This window comes from Pantoea sp. Taur (assembly GCF_009830025.1).
GTDB lineage: Bacteria > Pseudomonadota > Gammaproteobacteria > Enterobacterales > Enterobacteriaceae > Pantoea > Pantoea communis.
In genome coordinates, this window is the sequence record NZ_SZZZ01000002.1 from 378914 (window position 1) to 395504 (window position 16591).

23 protein-coding genes are annotated in these 16591 nt (G+C 46.5%); 11 read left to right on the top strand and 12 right to left on the bottom strand.

Translation table 11 applies throughout. The features are described from left to right. Positions 1–51: 51 nt before the first annotated feature. Positions 52–282, bottom strand: coding sequence for a hypothetical protein (locus FD744_RS04075; protein ID WP_097117052.1), 231 nt, complete (start codon positions 280–282; stop codon positions 52–54). A gap of 292 nt (positions 283–574) precedes the next feature. Between FD744_RS04075 and FD744_RS04080 the strand changes: the two genes are divergently transcribed. After that, a complete protein-coding gene (locus FD744_RS04080) occupies positions 575–784 on the top strand; it encodes a DUF3606 domain-containing protein (protein WP_160867399.1) in 210 nt (69 codons plus the stop codon). Between the two features lie 68 nt (positions 785–852). On the opposite strand, the gene FD744_RS04085 is transcribed toward FD744_RS04080, so the two are convergent. Next, the gene (locus FD744_RS04085) at positions 853–2226 is read right to left on the bottom strand and encodes a methyl-accepting chemotaxis protein (RefSeq protein ID WP_160867400.1); all 1374 of its coding nucleotides are present in this window, start codon (positions 2224–2226) and stop codon (positions 853–855) included. Positions 2227–2560: 334 nt separating this feature from the next. On the opposite strand from FD744_RS04085, the gene FD744_RS04090 reads away from it, so the two are divergent. Further along, positions 2561–4336 carry a GGDEF domain-containing phosphodiesterase gene (locus FD744_RS04090; RefSeq protein WP_160867401.1) on the top strand — a complete coding sequence of 592 codons (1776 nt, stop codon included), beginning with the start codon at positions 2561–2563 and terminating at the stop codon, positions 4334–4336. A gap of 499 nt (positions 4337–4835) precedes the next feature. Beyond that, positions 4836–5096, top strand: coding sequence for a hypothetical protein (locus tag FD744_RS04095; protein ID WP_160867402.1), 261 nt, complete (start codon positions 4836–4838; stop codon positions 5094–5096). A gap of 145 nt (positions 5097–5241) precedes the next feature. On the opposite strand, the gene FD744_RS04100 is transcribed toward FD744_RS04095, so the two are convergent. The 5 genes from FD744_RS04100 to FD744_RS04120 all read right to left on the bottom strand — a co-directional run bounded on the left by FD744_RS04100 (position 5242) and on the right by FD744_RS04120 (position 8109). Then, entirely contained in the window at positions 5242–5466 is a 225-nt protein-coding gene (locus FD744_RS04100; RefSeq protein WP_160867403.1) for a hypothetical protein, read from the bottom strand. 494 nt (positions 5467–5960) lie between these two features. After that, positions 5961–6188, bottom strand: coding sequence for a YgdI/YgdR family lipoprotein (locus FD744_RS04105; protein WP_160833575.1), 228 nt, complete (start codon positions 6186–6188; stop codon positions 5961–5963). Positions 6189–6201: 13 nt separating this feature from the next. Further along, on the bottom strand, positions 6202–6435 hold the full coding sequence (locus tag FD744_RS04110) for a YgdI/YgdR family lipoprotein (RefSeq protein WP_097117047.1): 234 nt from the start codon (positions 6433–6435) through the stop codon (positions 6202–6204). Positions 6436–6926: 491 nt separating this feature from the next. Then, positions 6927–7265 (bottom strand): hypothetical protein, encoded by a 339-nt coding sequence (locus tag FD744_RS04115; protein WP_160867404.1) that lies wholly within the window; start codon positions 7263–7265, stop codon positions 6927–6929. A 637-nt stretch (positions 7266–7902) separates the two neighbouring features. Continuing rightward, complete coding sequence (locus FD744_RS04120; RefSeq protein WP_160867405.1) at positions 7903–8109, bottom strand: hypothetical protein; 207 nt, start codon at positions 8107–8109, stop codon at positions 7903–7905. A 335-nt stretch (positions 8110–8444) separates the two neighbouring features. Here FD744_RS04120 and FD744_RS04125 point away from each other — a divergent pair, with 335 nt between their 5' ends. After that, positions 8445–8759 (top strand): hypothetical protein, encoded by a 315-nt coding sequence (locus tag FD744_RS04125; RefSeq protein ID WP_160867406.1) that lies wholly within the window; start codon positions 8445–8447, stop codon positions 8757–8759. Here the strand turns inward: FD744_RS04125 and FD744_RS04130 are convergent. Then, positions 8749–8988 (bottom strand): hypothetical protein, encoded by a 240-nt coding sequence (locus FD744_RS04130; RefSeq protein ID WP_160867407.1) that lies wholly within the window; start codon positions 8986–8988, stop codon positions 8749–8751. The two genes, FD744_RS04125 and FD744_RS04130, sit on opposite strands and share 11 nt — an antisense overlap. Before the next feature lie 1065 nt (positions 8989–10053). Between FD744_RS04130 and FD744_RS04135 the strand changes: the two genes are divergently transcribed. The 5 genes from FD744_RS04135 to FD744_RS04155 all read left to right on the top strand — a co-directional run bounded on the left by FD744_RS04135 (position 10054) and on the right by FD744_RS04155 (position 12257). Continuing rightward, entirely contained in the window at positions 10054–10236 is a 183-nt protein-coding gene (locus FD744_RS04135) for a general stress protein (RefSeq protein WP_160867408.1), read from the top strand. 464 nt (positions 10237–10700) lie between these two features. Then, positions 10701–10955: a hypothetical protein gene (locus FD744_RS04140; protein WP_160867409.1), complete on the top strand. Its 255-nt coding sequence runs from the start codon at positions 10701–10703 to the stop codon at positions 10953–10955. A 269-nt stretch (positions 10956–11224) separates the two neighbouring features. Beyond that, entirely contained in the window at positions 11225–11467 is a 243-nt protein-coding gene (ycgZ, locus tag FD744_RS04145) for a regulatory protein YcgZ (protein ID WP_039328007.1), read from the top strand. A gap of 104 nt (positions 11468–11571) precedes the next feature. Then, positions 11572–11844 carry a hypothetical protein gene (locus FD744_RS04150; RefSeq protein WP_097117040.1) on the top strand — a complete coding sequence of 91 codons (273 nt, stop codon included), beginning with the start codon at positions 11572–11574 and terminating at the stop codon, positions 11842–11844. Positions 11845–11990: 146 nt separating this feature from the next. Next, positions 11991–12257, top strand: a complete 267-nt coding sequence (locus tag FD744_RS04155) for a biofilm development regulator YmgB/AriR family protein (RefSeq protein WP_160867410.1) — start codon at positions 11991–11993, stop codon at positions 12255–12257. Positions 12258–12473: 216 nt separating this feature from the next. Here the strand turns inward: FD744_RS04155 and FD744_RS04160 are convergent, their stop codons facing one another. The 3 genes from FD744_RS04160 to FD744_RS04170 all read right to left on the bottom strand — a co-directional run bounded on the left by FD744_RS04160 (position 12474) and on the right by FD744_RS04170 (position 13474). Continuing rightward, positions 12474–12671 (bottom strand): hypothetical protein, encoded by a 198-nt coding sequence (locus tag FD744_RS04160; protein WP_160833581.1) that lies wholly within the window; start codon positions 12669–12671, stop codon positions 12474–12476. A gap of 79 nt (positions 12672–12750) precedes the next feature. Beyond that, positions 12751–13011, bottom strand: coding sequence for a hypothetical protein (locus FD744_RS04165; protein ID WP_160867411.1), 261 nt, complete (start codon positions 13009–13011; stop codon positions 12751–12753). A 157-nt stretch (positions 13012–13168) separates the two neighbouring features. Continuing rightward, positions 13169–13474, bottom strand: coding sequence for a hypothetical protein (locus FD744_RS04170; protein ID WP_160867412.1), 306 nt, complete (start codon positions 13472–13474; stop codon positions 13169–13171). 240 nt (positions 13475–13714) lie between these two features. On the opposite strand from FD744_RS04170, the gene FD744_RS04175 reads away from it, so the two are divergent. Continuing rightward, entirely contained in the window at positions 13715–14014 is a 300-nt protein-coding gene (locus tag FD744_RS04175; RefSeq protein WP_160867413.1) for a hypothetical protein, read from the top strand. A 40-nt stretch (positions 14015–14054) separates the two neighbouring features. On the opposite strand, the gene FD744_RS04180 is transcribed toward FD744_RS04175, so the two are convergent. Then, positions 14055–15215 carry a diguanylate phosphodiesterase gene (locus FD744_RS04180; protein ID WP_160867414.1) on the bottom strand — a complete coding sequence of 387 codons (1161 nt, stop codon included), beginning with the start codon at positions 15213–15215 and terminating at the stop codon, positions 14055–14057. A gap of 570 nt (positions 15216–15785) precedes the next feature. Here FD744_RS04180 and FD744_RS04185 point away from each other — a divergent pair. Continuing rightward, the gene (locus tag FD744_RS04185; RefSeq protein ID WP_160867415.1) at positions 15786–16046 is read left to right on the top strand and encodes a hypothetical protein; all 261 of its coding nucleotides are present in this window, start codon (positions 15786–15788) and stop codon (positions 16044–16046) included. The last annotated feature ends 545 nt before the right edge of the window (positions 16047–16591 follow it).

A 16591-nucleotide genomic window follows, 5' to 3' on the forward strand; every position in this document is an offset into this window, starting at 1 on the left:
AACCTGCCCCCCACATTACTGTGCCGGCAGAATGCATACTGCCGGCAACAATTATTTGGTGGAAAGCTGATATTCTGGGTGTTTTCCTGCCAGCAGTAGTAAAAATTCGTATTCTCCCTGACTGAGTTGAGCAGGTTTCGAAAGCGACTCTTTCATCTGCCACACTCTCAGACTCAGATTAAATCTTTCGGCTGCATTAGCCTGAGTCATACCCGCTTCAATGCGCAAGCTGCGAATATCATTCTGGGCGGACATTACCGGTACAAAGTTGTTTTTCTTCATAACTTATCTCTGGCGTTAGTCTATGGTATGTGTAGTGGTCAAAGAGATTTATAAATAACTTCACTTTCAACTGTTTAAGGCTAATATTTTTAAGCTATCGAATTAAAAATATCGCTTCGCTTATACTCCCATCCCGCCTCGCTTAATAGCTGCCTCTATATCAGAAACATCCCATAAATAGTTTTAGACATTTAATAGGGAATATTCTGCTTTTTAGTTTTATCAAATCATTCAGAATCTGACCCCCCAATAAGCCCCAATTAAATCTGAAAAACATCATATGAGGTTAGTCATGAAAGACCCAATTCAACGTCGCATTCCCCATGATTTGACGCAGGTAATAATAAATGAGCACTGGCAAATTACCTACTGGACTCTTACACTCCAAACCACTCAAGAAAGACTAACCAGAGCTGTCAGGGAGGTTGGCTCAAATACAGAACTGATACGAACATGGCTCAGGGATCATCCCCCTATCATAACCCCCAAACCCATGATTTAATTATCTGTAATTAAGCGAGAGTTTATTATCATTTGAATCAGTTATGCCAGGCCGTCGATTAATATATCTCACACCTGTGTGGTTGCCGGTAATGCGAAATGAATGATGGTCTTAGCCATGTCTTCGGTTCTGGTATTGAGCCTTACGGCTGAACTTGCAACATGCCTTACCAATGTGGAATTTTGCTGTGTGACCCGTTCGATATCGGTAACTGCTTGCGTCACCTGAATGATCCCTTTGCTCTGTTCATTTGAAGCATAAGAGATTTTCCTGATGAGTTCATCTACTGAAGAAACGCATTGGGTCACCGTTCGCATGGTGTGCCCGGCACGGTCTGCGACCTCTTTGCCCTCATTCACACGAGCGAGAGTTGTATTGATTAATCCTTCAATTTCTTTGGCTGCACTTGCGCTGCGTTGTGCAAGTGTACGTACTTCTGTAGCAACAACAGCGAACCCTCTGCCCTGCTCGCCTGCACGGGCTGCTTCAACGGCAGCGTTTAACGCCAGTATATTTGTCTGAAATGCGATACTGTTCACTGTGGCAGTAAACTGCCGTATTTTTTCGGCTTCCTCGGTAATACCATTCATCATGAGGCCAACTGAGTTCACCAGCTTTTCGCCTTCTCCGGTGATATATGCCGTTTTCTCAGCAAGACTGCTTGCTTCATCAGCACTTAATGCATTTTGCTGAACGTTCGCGCTCAGCTGGGTAATACTATGTGCGGTCTGCTCTAAGGAAGTTGCCTGTTGAGTAGTCCTTACAGAAAGGTCAGTATTGCCCGCTTCGATGTCTGCAGCCTCACGCTTCAGCAGGTCCGTATTATTCCTGATGGAAAGTACAGTTAATAAAAGACTGTCTTGCATGGCTTTCACCAGTGGTACCAGCTGCCCTACACAATTTCTACCCAAATCTTGCAGTGGATTAGTCAGTTCACCGGAAGCAATTCCTCTGAAATGTTCCCTTAAGGTTGTTAGAGGCTCAACGAGGTGCACGACCAGAAAGCGGTCGCAGAAAACCAGTAACATAAAGATAAATAATGAAGCAACGGTGAATGCTAACTCCAGTTTTTGACGATCATCGTTGAATGCATTCTCTTTGTCAGCCAGTCTCTCCTCGAGGAATTCTAAACGCTCTTTTGATGCTGAATTAAAATTTATATCAGAACCTGTTAAGGCTGTTCGAAATTCATCCCAGTCCGGTGTAGCAGGAACTTCTTCTGCTAAGGTTCTCTTTATGGAATCGTCACCTGATTTCATCGTATTACCTGCTCGGGTCAGAAAGATGAGTTGAGCAACCAACTTTCCCTCACGCTGCGTTTGTTTATGTAGATCTCTTAAGATTTCTGAACCATATAAGCCTGCAAGAGCAACAATAATAAAAGCGGCAACGAGAATGCACTGCACTACCCGGCGAATAGTAAAATTTGTAAGAAAGTTCATTTAATTACCTGGTGTTGTGATTAATTTAGACAAAAATAGTAACCATATAAATTATTTTAGTAGTGCGCTATTAGATTGCGCACAAGTGCGTTATCAGTTAGAGTCTGGCAGGCATTTAAAAAAAAGGAAATATTCCAGCAAGAAATATTTTTCTCAAACAGATTGACCCTTTTAATTAAACTAAAAAAAACAGGACGAACTCAAGGGGCTGTCTTATGATGGCGAAAGAGACAACAAAAAGCGTAATCTTCAGTCAGTTTTTAGCTTCTTCTTCCGGTCGGTTATTTTTCTTTCACTTTTACGTTCCGGTTATTAGACCCGGCACGGGGGATTTATGGAAAAAAATTTAAATGCTACTAATGAACGTCGTAAGCGAGCGCTTGACGCCCTTCTCGCACCTGATGAAGGAAGGGACAGTGTTCTGAGAAAATTTGTTCATTTAGCCAATCAGGCGCTGGGTATCCCAGGAAGTTTCATTTCAGTTTTAGATGAGGAGTTCCAATACATTCGGGCCTCACATAATTTCTCACTGAAACACTCAAAAAGAGATGAGTCTTTATGCCAACATGTTGTTAATGACGACAATGCTCTCATCGTTCCAGATACATGGCTGGATGCTCGTTTCTTAACCCACCGCTTTGTTACTGGTGAACCCTACATACGTTTTTATGCGGGCGTTCCGCTCAAAGATCGTGAAGGCCACGTATTAGGTACTTTTTGCGTAACTGACCGGGAACCACATCCCTTCAGCGATATGCAACTCGCGACACTACAACAGCTTGCTGAGTTGGTTATGTCATTTCTCGAAGCCTGGCATGCCACCGGTTTTAATGACCCTGTCACTCTCTTGCCCAACCGCTCCCGACTAATCAGCGATATGCAGTCGCTCGCTGCAGAAGGAGATAAGGTCAAGCGTCGTCTTATTATTATTGATTGCCTGAAAATGGCTCATGCTTATGACTTGGCTAAAACAGTTGGAATGGTGCCGGTTGAAGAACTTCTCAGGGATATAGCTATAAAATTGCCTCGCCGATTACGTCCTCAAAACGGTGAGATGTTCTATGCGCTTTCCACTGGACGTTTTGCCATTCTGGTTCGCGACGAAAGCCGCCTGGACGCCTCGTGGATTGCAGGGCGTATGGAAGGCATCTGTGCTGAGTTAGGTAATGGGATATCAATAACTCTTACTTCCCATGCGGGCCAAACGGATTTTACGGCGATTTCATCCAAAGCCTGTGATGTCGTTCGCCGTGCCTCGGCTGCGCTTGAAGAAGCGATCGATAAAAATTTACCCTCAGTGATGTATAAAGAGTCTGAAGAAATAAAACATTCAAATGATTTTACTCTTATGAATGAGCTTTCTGATGCAATACGTTTTGATAAAGGCTTATACCTTGTATATCAGCCTAAAACCTGTCTCAAATCGGGTCAGCCCGTCGGCCTGGAGGCGCTGATACGTTGGACACATCCTGTCAGAGGGGAACTGTCACCCGCGGCATTTGTACCCATGGCTGAACAAACGGATCTACTTCATGAGATGACGGAATGGGTGATTGACAAGACGATAGCCTGCCTAAAGCGATTCAATCGACAGAATATTCAATTGCCCATCACAATCAACGTCAGCCTGAACGATTTCGCGAAAAACAATTTTGCAGATTTATTAGAATCAAAAATGCTGGAAGCACGTTTATCTAATAATCTCTTGGGAATTGAATGCCTGGAAACTGAGCGGATTATAGAAAATGCACAGGCACTATCCGGTTTGCATAGACTTTATGAAAAAGGGTTTACCATATCTCTGGATGATTTTGGGACAGGCTATAGTAACATCAGTTATCTGAGACGAATGCCGCTGGATATAATAAAACTTGATCGCTCACTTATATCAGGTGTTTTAGAAGATACCTCCTCGCTTATCATCGCGCGCAGTATTATCAGAATGTTAAAAGAGCTGAATTATACGGTGCTTGCGGAGGGTGTAGAGGACGCTGAAGTAGCAATTCTTCTGCGTGATTTTGGTTGCGACCAGGCTCAGGGGTATTTCTTCTCTAAGCCGCTATCTGATCCCAAACTGGACATATGGCTTCAAAGACGCTTAAAGAACTGAAAGCACAAATTTAGTTAACTAGATACCTACTATGACTTGGTTGCGCATTACTCCATTAACACTGTTCCTGTTGCTCACTTTGATAAATTATAAGATTCATCCTGGACGTTTTAATCACAAAAAGTACTACAATTTTTTTGCTTAATACAGATAATTAAGCACCCTCTAGAGGGATGAGTAGCTTTAAGAATCGGTTATAAAAACAACTTTTAAATCCAGCTTTTAACCCGCTATTGCGGGTTTTTTCTCAGCAGTAAAACGATCAAAGCAATTCTTACATCACTCGTAGAAATACGTTTTTTAATTTAAGCTATTGTTTAACGACTGGATGCGCGTAAAAAATCGTGTTAATATGTAACAGCTTAAAATTCGAGTTGGCCTATGGCTGCTATTCTCACCCCCCTTTGTTGCTTTCAAAAGCGTTCCCAAGGAAAATTTCTTTGCATGTAACCAAAGCAATGGTTAAATTGTGAAGGATTTATTGCAAAGGATGGCTGATATGAAACTTGCTCAGAAACACTATAGATTATTATCAATAATTAAAGAGAGAGGATCAGTACCCTCCTCCATCAAACCCGTTGTCAGGAAAGAGTTATCAGAGATGGGGCTTGTTGAGTTTCTCTTAGGCGATGAATGGATGCGTGAAAAAGAGCGATATAAACTTACTCCGCGCGGGATAGAAATATTGGATGAATATGACTTTAATCTGGCCGAAAATGCGTTTAAAAGCACCTGTCAGGGAAAACGAAACTTCAGTTAAAAGCTATAGATCATTGTATTTTATAAAGTATTCGGAGATAGCCATACACATCTTTATTAGTTAATTACCAGTAAAATGGCACCGATTATTGTAAACACGCCCCCAGAAATTAGACCAACCAAAGAACTATCGAGAATAAACCAAGCTAATTTTGCTCAAACAGATTAAGAATTTCGGCATAATATATTGCTTCCATTGGACATATAACATTTTCAAGCCTTAACAATAGTCGCGAAATCATGGCACGTCTGTTGACACAACGGCGTTCACGCAGCAATTCATGCACCAGTTCACCAATCATAATCTCTGTTGGGGGTAATACTACCCTTTGAATATTTTCACCGCCTTCATCAAGATAATGAATATTCATCTTTTTTCCAAAAAATTAACTAATAATTCATATACTATAGATCATATGACCAGAGTGGCCTTAATGAAATCAGGTCATATTTAACTAAATTTTAAATAATTGACATACCTCACAGAATTCCGATTATTTTTCAATCCATTCCAATCACACAACACTTACCTCTCATTTAATCACTGAGTAAGTAAGACCTTGTATGATTACTTGACTAAATTTAATAATCGGCCACAAAAAATCCTTGTTTGGACTTGATATTTTGATGATAGTTTCACTCAAAATCTACATTTATTAGGTAAATTTAACAAATTCCAGTTAAACCTACTCCTTCAGATCTCCTCTATACATTGTTGTAATGTTTTTTTAGCAACATTGATACCTGATTCAGCTTTGAATTGAATCCAATGTCGGGAAGGCTTAATTTTTAATAGTCTGGGAAGTATTTTTACATTGTAACTAGGAATGTAAAAACACCGCCAGAGGTGACGGTGTTTTTTTGATTAATGTGGAATTTCTGATACTTCTTTGACTTCCTGCTTATTGATCTGTTGCTTAACACCGTTGGCATCAGTGTAACCTAGCAATCCTGCATCAGTCTCTGTAGGCTTACCATCGCTGACAATAGTTTTGCCATCATTAGTATGGATAGCATAGCTTGTCCGGGTACAGCCCGTTAACGCTGACAGCGCGATAATCGCGGCTAATGATGAAAAAATAATTTTTTTCATGAACTAATCCTTATCAATTATTTAATTCACTCATATTGGTGATTTTGTCGCGGTTGATTTGTTCAGTTCTTCCTGACTGTGCATCTTTGTAAGATACTAAACCCGTATCACTGTCAATTTGAGGTTTACCGTCTGTAACGATTGTACGACCGTCTGTGGTTTTGATAGCCTGATTTGAAGAACATCCCGCGACTGAAACTGCAAATGCTGAAGCAATTAACAGGAAACCTATGCCTTTTTTATTCATTACTGATCCCTCATTTGGAAAAAAATTTTACTAACTGTTCAATAATAGATGGTTTCTAGCAATCTGCTTCAGAATTGTACTCATACCCCACGAAATGCAAAAAAGATATGCCAGTGAGGATTCCTGTTTTGATCTTTTTTATGAGTCAATCTCCATGCGATGCGGTAAAGACCTTAAAATTATGATGTTACCTTGTTGCTGGCGATTGGTCGTTCCAGAGAGTATTAAGCAGGTCTATTAAGTCGGACGTAACTATTTGTTGTGAAGCAGACTAACTGCGTTCCTTCAGAGTGCAATTCGTAATACTCCCTTTTCGCTATTTTTTGATTATGAGCATATGCATATCCTGATTATTATGCTACTAGATGAATATTCGCTTATTGTTTGGAACCTGAGGATAAGTATGCTGAAGTAAAGAGTGTAAAATACTAACTAACACTACGGATTTAAATGCTGTTAGTTCAGATTGGTTAAATCGAGGCTCATTCAATTCAGGCTACGCTCACCGGCTTCATCCACAGACCTTTCTTTTCTGAAAGAGCCCTGATGATTGGTTCAGAAAGGTCGACTTCTCTGGACATTTTTTCAGACTGCCAATAGCGTTCGAGTGTGAGTCTGCCTGTCAGGTCACATGTACAATCCATGGTTGCTATGATTTTGTGCCGGGCGACGTTACCCTGCATCGTAGGTACAGAACATACGACTGCAGAAAAATAGAGCTTCTCATCAAACAGGATCCACATACGGCCCGGTTCATGCTCAATGGTGCCGAGCATTTCAAAACGACGGTAAACTGTACTGGTGCTGTAAGACATTGGAATGACGTTCATGTGTATCAATCACTCAGGTGCGAATAGTAATAATTATGAACACGTTGCCGAGTATTCACTCGACACGATACCTTTAACTATAGGTTTAGAATATTTTTTTAATTCTATCCACCCCTATAATTCTTTATGGCGATTTTTTAATCACTCACTTGTACTAAATACTTGCCCTACCCACTCAAATAAGTGTGTAAAACCTCATTCGTTGTAAGCATAGAATCCTTTTTGAAGGGGTTTAAAAAACTATCGTGCACATCCCAACGCTAGCCATAACCCACTAATCTCGGCGACTATGCACTTCTGATAAGCACTGAATAGTGAATTTTACCTGAAAGAGTTAAGCCCAACACCTGCTTCATTCCACAGCCAATATTTATAATAGGAATGCCCGCATTAATTATGGCTGGCAAATTAGGGTGATTCTTATGCAGGCTGTATGCGGATTACACAAAATATCTTTGAACAGAGTGCTCTTGCGGACTTTTAGAGAAAGATTCTAATCAGGACAAATATTTTTTTGAATAAACCAGTATTTTGGCCTACCCTCAATCGGGCTTGGAATAGTTCCGGCTTTGGGTGAAATGGAAACTGAATTTTTTCCCGGGAATTGTCCCGGGATTTTTTTGCACTTAAGAAGTGGCTATTGCTTCCCCACTCCATGGCTTTCTGGTAAAGGAAACCAATGCGATACGCGATATTGCCTGAATGTAGCGTCCCCCGGCATAAGAATTTGGGTGAAATTTTCAAATGATGCCTCATATTTCCCGCTTCCTACCCCTTCATCCGTACATATTGCAACTACCTGGCCGTCTGCGGGCTTTTCAACTTCATAATCAATCCAGTTCATACATTCTCCATTTTAGCTGGCTTAAAATATGGACTGCCTTTCCCCTTACCGCAAAGACAAATTCAATTTTAAGATAAACGGAAAACCGGCATCTGCTTTTTGTGGTTTCGGCCGATGATGGCCGCCTAAATCGTACAGAGTGAACCTCGTGTGCTTAAAAAAACAAAGTCGCCGTAGGTGCTATGATCATAATTCGGAGAATCCGCTTTATATAGGCGATATGTTAAAGGCATGTGGCAGGCTGAAGCGATTCTGACTGCGGCTTTTTTGGGTCACCGGGAGACACCGGGGAACTTACCTATATTGAAGAATGAAAAAGCGCTACGGGGGTGGCCATGCTCTGGATGGAAGAGGGTCTGTATCTAAGGGTGGAAGAGTTGCCGGGCGGCCCGCGGCCGCTGCCGATGCTGAGCGGGTTCAGCCTAACTACCGCCTATCGGGCGCTAGGGTGTTTTAATCCGTCGGAAACGTCGGACGCCTATTTCATTCTTTCCAACGATCGCGATGAGGTCTGGTTTATTTGTAACCGGCACCTTAGAACCGTTGTTATACGCCGGGACTGCACGGCATTCCGGTTGCCGCTCTCCTTTTTCGGCGAGCATACTTTAACCGGCACCCTGTCGGCAGTCCTCCCCAGACTCAGCGATTAAAAAGCATCCTGAGCAGAACCATCAAGTGTGCCGCCTCGGTTTCATCGCTGGTCGCGTCAAGCCGCGCTATCATTTTCAGGCACACAGCAGTCCGCGTCAGCCGGCGCTCCTGTCGCAGGATCTCAACGGTAATGCGGCCCAGCAGCGCAATCTGGCAGGGATGGGTAACCTGGCTGAAGTAACCGGTGAGCCCGGCATCTTTAACAGGTGGTAGTCCGTCCTGTCGCATGAAATACCCGTGTGGAGTGAATAAGTTCGGGCGCAAAATAACCGATGTAATGGCGCGTGTACAGCAGTAATCCGGCAGTGCTAAATTCTTTAAACAAAACTTGGCATTACTTCATTAAATTCATAAAGTTAAATTTACGCTCCGGTTATCAGGGAAGCTCATAGATAAAAATAATAGCGGCGGACGACAGCATGCCCATTACCCTGCACGATAACATCTTCAGTCAGGTACTGAATCCGGAAGACACTAACCGGGCCGATACCCGGGTATTTCTTGCCGGCGATGCAAAGCCTTTACGCTGCCCTATTAATTTTGTTCGGCTATACCCTATGGCAGTACGCAGCAGAACGGCAGTTCAGGCTGTACACACAGGAGCCCTAGCCGGAAACCGTCTATGTGGTGACTGGATGACAATGAAGACTACACCTCGCCCTAGCAAGCCAGCATATAGGTAAAGATATGGCGCAAAAGCCAGCCGCTGCATTAGTATACGCTGCATGGCCTGGCACGACGAGTTTTCTGCAATTTGCTGCCTCGCTGGTCGATCATTATTACCGACAGCGCGCAGACCAACGCGGCAGAAGTGATGTGGATGAGAATGGTAGCCTGGGCCCTGCGCGACCCGGAGCACCACGTGTACGTGTGGGACGGCACAGGTGAATCGGGCTGCCTGTACCCGGTACGCAGCTGGCTGGCATTTTGAGACCGCTGGCCCGCCTTTCTGCTGGGGCGTCCAGCCTGAAAGTCATCTGTGGAGACGGGGTGTTGTTAGCACAAAGCCCCTAACGCTGCGCGGAACTGACACAGTTTCGGAACGGCACGGCCGCAAAACAGCTCTCCATAGGAGGGTTGTCACGCACCGTTCCGCGCACAAAGCCTGACGCATTACCATGAAATGGCAAGCCGCACGCGCTGTCAGGCGCTCATTTCAGATACAGCCGTCCTGCAACTCGTGTCCGCCGTCGTATTCCTGAAAAAAGCGTGCCGAACTCAGGCAGTCCTGTGCCGGCGTGCCACAATTTAACTACCTGAAATGCAGGACATCTTTTAACTGAGGAAGACATCATGACAACAACAAGACGCGGTGGTGCTGGAAACTTTGCGGCCGATCCCGCACGTGCCTCCGAAGCAGGCAGTAAAGGCGGCGCCGCCAGCGGCGGCAACTTTAAAAACTGTCCCGACCGCGCACGCGAGGCCGGTCGTAAGGGCGGACTTATCAGCCGCCGGGGTTCCAAATCTAAAATTTAATTGAGCTGTACATAGGCGCGACGAGGCTAATATTACATCCCGGCGCGCTTATTTAGGTAATCTTCATTTCCTAAATACTTTTTGATTCTGATGCAGAATAATCTCCGCGTTTTTCTCAGTAATTTTTTTCTCGCCCGCCTCGAACTTTTAAAGGGTTAACCTTACAGCCTGACAGATGGTTAGCCGTAACGCTTTCAATCCTCGGATGAAATTAAATCTCATATTACCCCGATTCCTTTAGATGAAATCGATTTCAGGTAACACTTAAATTTTATTCAGTATTTTCCGACGGTTAACCCTGATAGCCTGTCAGGCATCTGAATTCATGATGTTTTTATCTTCTGACGGAAGCTTTTATTTCAGGCTGGCCGGACAATGCGCTGAAAATAATGATACGGAAGAGGACTTCATTGCATTAAACCACTACACTGAAATACCGCTATAAGACTGAGAGTGAGCTGAACATGTTTGAAGATTTTCATAACGGAAACCAGCTGATTATTGGCGAGGCTGCGGTTCACCTGGCGATGAATAATACGGATATCACCGTTAATTCACTTATCCGGGTACTGGCTGATATGGCCGCAGCTGAAGAAGATCCTTTGCGCTGCGTGCAGATAAGAGGGGCGAAGCGCTGGCTTCGCGGGTTTAAATCATTACCGGGCAACCGGGACGAGCTGAGATGGGTCACCGGAGCGGGCCGCACCTCACCGCACTAAATAGTTTCCGCCTGTCCGCGACATACCGGGCAGGCATCTTTAATGACATCTCATCTGAACATCCTTCCTGTTGTACAACCTTTCCATTGAGTCACTCACTCATTATTTGCGTACAGCTACTCATCTAACTTACTGAATAATAATTGGAAGCATTTTTTGCACAAAAAGAAAAGTTGTACAACAACACAATTGCTGTACAAGTTTGATTTAGTTGTATAACTTTACTGTCAGACAGAGCCGACTACATTTCAACCATTGAGAGGTTCACCATGCGTCAGAACGTTACGAAATTCCCGGACTCCGCCAGCGACATTGCGCATTACTTCAGCAAGGCATCGGCGCCGACCCAGCAGGAAACGCTGGGGCAGATTGTCGTTGAAATTCTGCGCGCAGGCAAGAACCTTAACCGCAAGGCCATCTGTACCAAACTGCTGCGCCGCCTTGAAGTGGCGGCGAATCAGGAAGAAGAGCGTCATTATCAAACACTAATCGGCATGCTGTTTGAACGCTGAGTTTTTTCGCTGTAAGCAGGTGATGCACGCAGCGTGCATTCAGGACCGCCCGGAATAGTTGTCCTGCTACCCTGCCTGGAGGGCATTAACCTGAAAATGCGGGTATGAAAAATAAAGATTTAATACGCCTCGCCGATGTCGTCCTGGGTGAGGCCGTGGTAACGCTGCTGAGCATCGAAGACGGAATTAGCGCAGACAGCGTGGCTCGACAGCTCCGGGCTATGGATAGCAGTGAGACGACTCCGGACAGGCGAGAAGCTATAGCCTTGGCGCTGGGCGAGGTGCAGACGGAATTTATACAGTCCAGGGAAGGCCGTGATGCAGCAGTGCTGGCATTGGGTGCCCTTAATGGATCGGGTAGTAGTACAAAGAAATAATAGTAGCCGATTAACCCAGGACGAATCTCCGTATTTTCGGAGAGTGGCAGGACGCCCGCAGGATGCGGCTACCCAAGGGGTGGCCGTTATTTATTTCAGGCTATAAGCCTGGTCACTTTAGCCCGCAGGGCCTGACGGATAACACTATGCAGCTTAATGAACAACACACCTCTACAGAAGCAAGCATCATTCAGCACTTCCGTAGCGGCGGCGACGAGCTGGCCGCAGAAACTGCCGTGCTGGACGCAGTTATCCGCGACATCGTCATACATGGTAAAAAGGTGACCAGCAAAGCGATTATACTTTATCTGATCGCCGAGCTGGAGAGCACGACAGATGTGGGTGAGCTTGACATACTGCGCAGCGCGCTGGAAATCGTGGTGGGCAAAACGCCTGACGATGAAGGTTTTTGAAACTAATTCTGCTGCGTGACGTGCGCGGCGGCCATCGCAGCCGGGGAGTCAAATCCCCCCTGCGAAGCCCACACGGAGCAGCTGATAGCGGCGGCAAGACTTACAACAATCCAGACTTTCAGAGGCTTCTCCCGGCTTAAAAGTTTAACACTTCATAGTGTGGCACATCACCGTCAGTGAGCCAGGATGTATGTCAGAATAGGAGGAATCTGAAAGTCAGTGCATTTGCTCTGCCAGAAGCCTGATGGCGCGTTCGCAGCTTAGGCGCATTCCGGCAGTGCCGACCACTTCACTCATGCTGTGCAGGGCGCTGGTAATCTCGTGGAGAGTGAGGTGCTGGTCCGGCTTAAGAAGGCGAGCCACTACCGTTCCGATAACGGCGTAGATATCTTCGGCGGTGGTGTCATCATTCATATGACCTCCGTCCGTAAGGTGGATGAGCGTACAGTATAACAGAAAGGGGCAGTATCAGATACCGCAGCCCCCCATGGAGTCAGTGAAGCTTCTGCTCTGTCAATCCGGCAACCCTTTTCCCCCCGGTCTTTTCACCATTGCGAATATGCATTTCCCGCCGTACTTCTTCAATAGCGCGCAGACCTGCGCGAATCCGATCTTCGTCCGTTTCAATTTCAATGGCCGATCGTAAGCGATCCGTCAGGGCCGCCCAGCTAATGGCCACGTCCTCATCCAGCAGCGCCGTGACGGCTTCGCCAAGCATAATGTCGGCCATTTTATCTTCAAAATCATTTTTCATGGGGTTATCCGGCAGCAGGTTTTGGGCGCAGAGCTTAGCACAGTGCAGCTGGCCCGAACATGAACGGGAAGGATACCTATAGAAAACATTTACGCGGCAGTGTTAACACGCGTCACGTCAGGGGAGTCCAGCAGAGCTAAGCTGTGCTGAAGGTACCTTACTCCAGCGCCGGTAATTTCTTTCTGCGGCCGCGCTGCTTTGCTACGGGCGATGAGGCTGCCGCCACCTGTGAAGGCTTTTCAAGGCGATACAGGCAGACGTCGCCCCGCTCCGCCAGGCTTGCCGGCCAGATCATAGCCGCGTTCCCGTCCTCAACGTAAAGCTCGCCCAGCGGTTGCACCACGGCCCAGGGGGCACCTAGCATACGCCGCAGTTGTAGGATCTCCAGCGCCATGGCCACAGCTTCCGCTTCATAGCTGCCCTGATTTTCTGCGATTTGATTCAAACGATCTTCACTGAGCATTACTGACTCCCCTCTCAGTTATTCCCTTTTGCACTGATAGCCCGCCAGCGGATTGCCGGATACGCACTTCAGGTTCATGCTATAGACGTCTGCGGTGCTGATAAGTCTTTTAACCCGCTGCCTTTACGAAATTTTTACGAATAATAATGTGCCGTTAGCTTGCAGAGTCCGCAACCAGTTCTACGCTGGGCAGACCAGTGAAAAAAGTCTTCCAACTCTAAAATAACAAAGGCGAAAAAGATGATTCTAAGTGAGTTTATGCTGAGGTTAAACCGCTGGCCTCGCATGCATTTCACAGCAATTGAAAGCGAGCAACGTGATACCGGTATTGAGATTTATGCCATCGACTGCACAAACCAGACCAAAAGCCGGCTGCTTATTTATCGCACGCCCGACAAACAACACGCTTCCGCAATGATGACGCATTTCATTAGCTGGCTTGAAAAAGCGAATCGTGGCAGAACTTTGCGGTATGAGAAGGCACAAATACCGGGTGTCATGGCCGAGCAGCCAGCAACCAACCTTACCGCAACCTCCTAATCCTGTTGGGCCCGCTTTGGGCCCTTTTCTTTCCTGTATCTCAAACAGCCTCTCGTGTCTCCGGCCAGGCAACGGCCGCGCCTTTTGCAGTGAACAGGGCACCCTGGAAATCAGTGACACCAGCCGCCTCCAGCCACATCCATTCCTCAGGCTGTTCGATACCCGCTGCAATGACGTTTATCTCCAGCGCTGAACAACAGCGAAGCACCGCGTGTACCACCGCCTGACGGGGACCGCTGCGGTGAATATTGCGCACGATCGCTGCGCCGATGCGCACGCGGTCCGGCTGGACGTGCGCCAGCAGAGACAGTCCTGCCGAACCGTCACCAAAGTTGTCGATAGAGATACTGATACCGGCTTGCTTCAGTTGGCGTACCGCCTGAGTGAATGATTCCAGCTGAGAGATAACCTCTGTTTCACTGACGCCGAGTATTATTTGCTGCGGCACCAGCTCAGCACGGTCAATTGCGTTAATGAGCCGGCTAACGGCATCCGCAAGATTAACCAGCGTCATGGGCAATATGCTGACGTATAACATGATGTCGTCGGGACACGATCTGCCTGCCTTGTTCAGCGCTTCTGTGACGACGCTTAGGTTATACGCATACAGCGCCTCGCCGGTCAGTCCATCCGGGGCTTCATCGGGTATGGCCTCGATGGCTGTGACCTTACGACCCAGAGGATCAACCACCGGGCGGAAGGTGACGCCCACCGCCGGGAACGGGGGACCGTTCTCATCCGGTACAAAGTCCCAGTAGTCAGCGGGCAAAACCTCGAAGTAGTTTTCTTTCTCACGGGCTTCCACGAAGGTGCGTAAGAACTGCAGGCCCCGATCGTCGTATGTCAGACGATATTTAGACGTGCCGCGGTCAAGCACCGCCTGCAGCACACTGCCACTGTCATGGCGGCGCAGGTCAAACAGCTCCATTCCATGGTTGCCGAAGCGGCGCGACGGTGAGTAGTCGCGCATCAGCTCAACCACATTGTGGTGACGCCGGTCGGCGCAGATACGACCATAAATGTCCAGTACGCCCTCCTCCGGGCCCTCAAGAATCTGGAAGAAGTGCGTGCCGTTAAAGAGCAAGATCCCCGTAACCTGATGACGGGCGTTGAGCAGGCTGGCTTTCTCCACCATACCCGGCAGGATGCTTATGGGTACCTCATCGGCAAGATGGCTTCGGTAAATAATTGTTGTAAGCATTTCTGGCTCCCTATTACCGCAGATTGTCACGGGCACCATAGCAGTTGGCTGACCATTCTCAAACCGGACCGGTAGTCACTCTCACCGCACCGCGACTTAAACGACGTAAACATCATTAAACCTTTTTGTCCTCAACACAGGTATTAATTCATGCGGGTGCCGCGCTTCACAAAGCCAGTACGCATAGTAGCGAAGCATTTGTACGCAAAGTAAAACCTTTCGATTTGAGCGCCTCCTGCATGCGTTTACCTAAATCCTTATCAACAGTACTCAACCTGCGCGCCGCGAAAGACTCAAGGTTACGAGCAGCACACGCCCACATTAACGCATGCAAAATCTGACGGATTGAACAGCCTGATTTAATTGTCAGAAAATAAATTCATCCGGCCACGGTTAATTCTTCGTGGATTACTTAAGTGGATTTTTTTGCATAAAGGGCCCAATAAACTCAGAAATTGATACAAATTATTACGAATTCAGCTTTTTTCAGAATAACCTACGGGCACTTTCACCATCTGCGACTACAGTGTGACGTGAGGCTGTCATCAACGTGAAACGGAGGTAGTTAATTTGTCTAATCATCACGACGGGAAAGGGCACGTCATTATTGGCGAAGCGGCATTAAGTCTTGCGCTGGGTGAAAAAGAGATAAGCGTGCATTCGCTTATTTCTGAGCTTGGACGCATGGCACAAGCCGGCGGCAGCGATAAAAGGCTCACGGAAATTTCGGAAGCCAGAAGCTGGCTGAAAAGCTTCAATGAGCCTGAACAGGCTGTCCGGTATCTGCCGTACCTGCAGACTTTTGCAGACCTGAACGACGAGAAGAACTGACGCCAAAGGACGTAGTCCGGCTCTGGCCGGAAGACGACGATGAAGATGACCTCACCGGTCTCGCCAAGGCGTGCACCGGCCGGAGAACCTGTCAGGGACGACACCCTCCGGTAGTACCGGCTTAAATCGCTTTAAAAAATGAATTTCACTACCTGACATCCCAGCATACAGTATCTCTTTTAACCAGAAGGAAACACGTATGTCCCAGTTTTATTACCTTCTCAATGCAGGACAGCATTACCAGTTACACGCCAGAGGATGCGTATGCCTGGAAGATCATCCGGAGCGTCAATTTCTGGGGTCTGCCCTCACCTATAGGCACGCCTATCAGATTGCATCGCAACGTATGAATGTTTGGGCCTCCATCTGTCGTCTGTGCATCGATGACAGCATGTCCGATACGCGGGACTCTACGCTCACACTTCATGCGCGATGAACTTTTTTAATCCTAAGTCACATTACGGATAATGATTCACACTCAGTAAAGTAACGCAGCTAAACTTAATGTCATCTATTTAAAGGTGACGGGAAGAACTATGTCAGAA

What these genes read in the sequence shown, in the direction of transcription:
- FD744_RS04075 (WP_097117052.1), bottom strand. Translation starts at nt 282, where the DNA reads ATGAAGAAAAACAACTTTGTACCGGTAATGTCCGCCCAGAATGATATT.
- FD744_RS04080 (WP_160867399.1), top strand. Translation starts at nt 575, where the DNA reads ATGAAAGACCCAATTCAACGTCGCATTCCCCATGATTTGACGCAGGTA.
- FD744_RS04085 (WP_160867400.1), bottom strand. Translation starts at nt 2,226, where the DNA reads ATGAACTTTCTTACAAATTTTACTATTCGCCGGGTAGTGCAGTGCATT.
- FD744_RS04090 (WP_160867401.1), top strand. Translation starts at nt 2,561, where the DNA reads ATGGAAAAAAATTTAAATGCTACTAATGAACGTCGTAAGCGAGCGCTT.
- FD744_RS04095 (WP_160867402.1), top strand. Translation starts at nt 4,836, where the DNA reads ATGAAACTTGCTCAGAAACACTATAGATTATTATCAATAATTAAAGAG.
- FD744_RS04100 (WP_160867403.1), bottom strand. Translation starts at nt 5,466, where the DNA reads ATGAATATTCATTATCTTGATGAAGGCGGTGAAAATATTCAAAGGGTA.
- FD744_RS04105 (WP_160833575.1), bottom strand. Translation starts at nt 6,188, where the DNA reads ATGAAAAAAATTATTTTTTCATCATTAGCCGCGATTATCGCGCTGTCA.
- FD744_RS04110 (WP_097117047.1), bottom strand. Translation starts at nt 6,435, where the DNA reads ATGAATAAAAAAGGCATAGGTTTCCTGTTAATTGCTTCAGCATTTGCA.
- FD744_RS04115 (WP_160867404.1), bottom strand. Translation starts at nt 7,265, where the DNA reads ATGAACGTCATTCCAATGTCTTACAGCACCAGTACAGTTTACCGTCGT.
- FD744_RS04120 (WP_160867405.1), bottom strand. Translation starts at nt 8,109, where the DNA reads ATGAACTGGATTGATTATGAAGTTGAAAAGCCCGCAGACGGCCAGGTA.
- FD744_RS04125 (WP_160867406.1), top strand. Translation starts at nt 8,445, where the DNA reads ATGCTCTGGATGGAAGAGGGTCTGTATCTAAGGGTGGAAGAGTTGCCG.
- FD744_RS04130 (WP_160867407.1), bottom strand. Translation starts at nt 8,988, where the DNA reads ATGCGACAGGACGGACTACCACCTGTTAAAGATGCCGGGCTCACCGGT.
- FD744_RS04135 (WP_160867408.1), top strand. Translation starts at nt 10,054, where the DNA reads ATGACAACAACAAGACGCGGTGGTGCTGGAAACTTTGCGGCCGATCCC.
- FD744_RS04140 (WP_160867409.1), top strand. Translation starts at nt 10,701, where the DNA reads ATGTTTGAAGATTTTCATAACGGAAACCAGCTGATTATTGGCGAGGCT.
- ycgZ (WP_039328007.1), top strand. Translation starts at nt 11,225, where the DNA reads ATGCGTCAGAACGTTACGAAATTCCCGGACTCCGCCAGCGACATTGCG.
- FD744_RS04150 (WP_097117040.1), top strand. Translation starts at nt 11,572, where the DNA reads ATGAAAAATAAAGATTTAATACGCCTCGCCGATGTCGTCCTGGGTGAG.
- FD744_RS04155 (WP_160867410.1), top strand. Translation starts at nt 11,991, where the DNA reads ATGCAGCTTAATGAACAACACACCTCTACAGAAGCAAGCATCATTCAG.
- FD744_RS04160 (WP_160833581.1), bottom strand. Translation starts at nt 12,671, where the DNA reads ATGAATGATGACACCACCGCCGAAGATATCTACGCCGTTATCGGAACG.
- FD744_RS04165 (WP_160867411.1), bottom strand. Translation starts at nt 13,011, where the DNA reads ATGAAAAATGATTTTGAAGATAAAATGGCCGACATTATGCTTGGCGAA.
- FD744_RS04170 (WP_160867412.1), bottom strand. Translation starts at nt 13,474, where the DNA reads ATGCTCAGTGAAGATCGTTTGAATCAAATCGCAGAAAATCAGGGCAGC.
- FD744_RS04175 (WP_160867413.1), top strand. Translation starts at nt 13,715, where the DNA reads ATGATTCTAAGTGAGTTTATGCTGAGGTTAAACCGCTGGCCTCGCATG.
- FD744_RS04180 (WP_160867414.1), bottom strand. Translation starts at nt 15,215, where the DNA reads ATGCTTACAACAATTATTTACCGAAGCCATCTTGCCGATGAGGTACCC.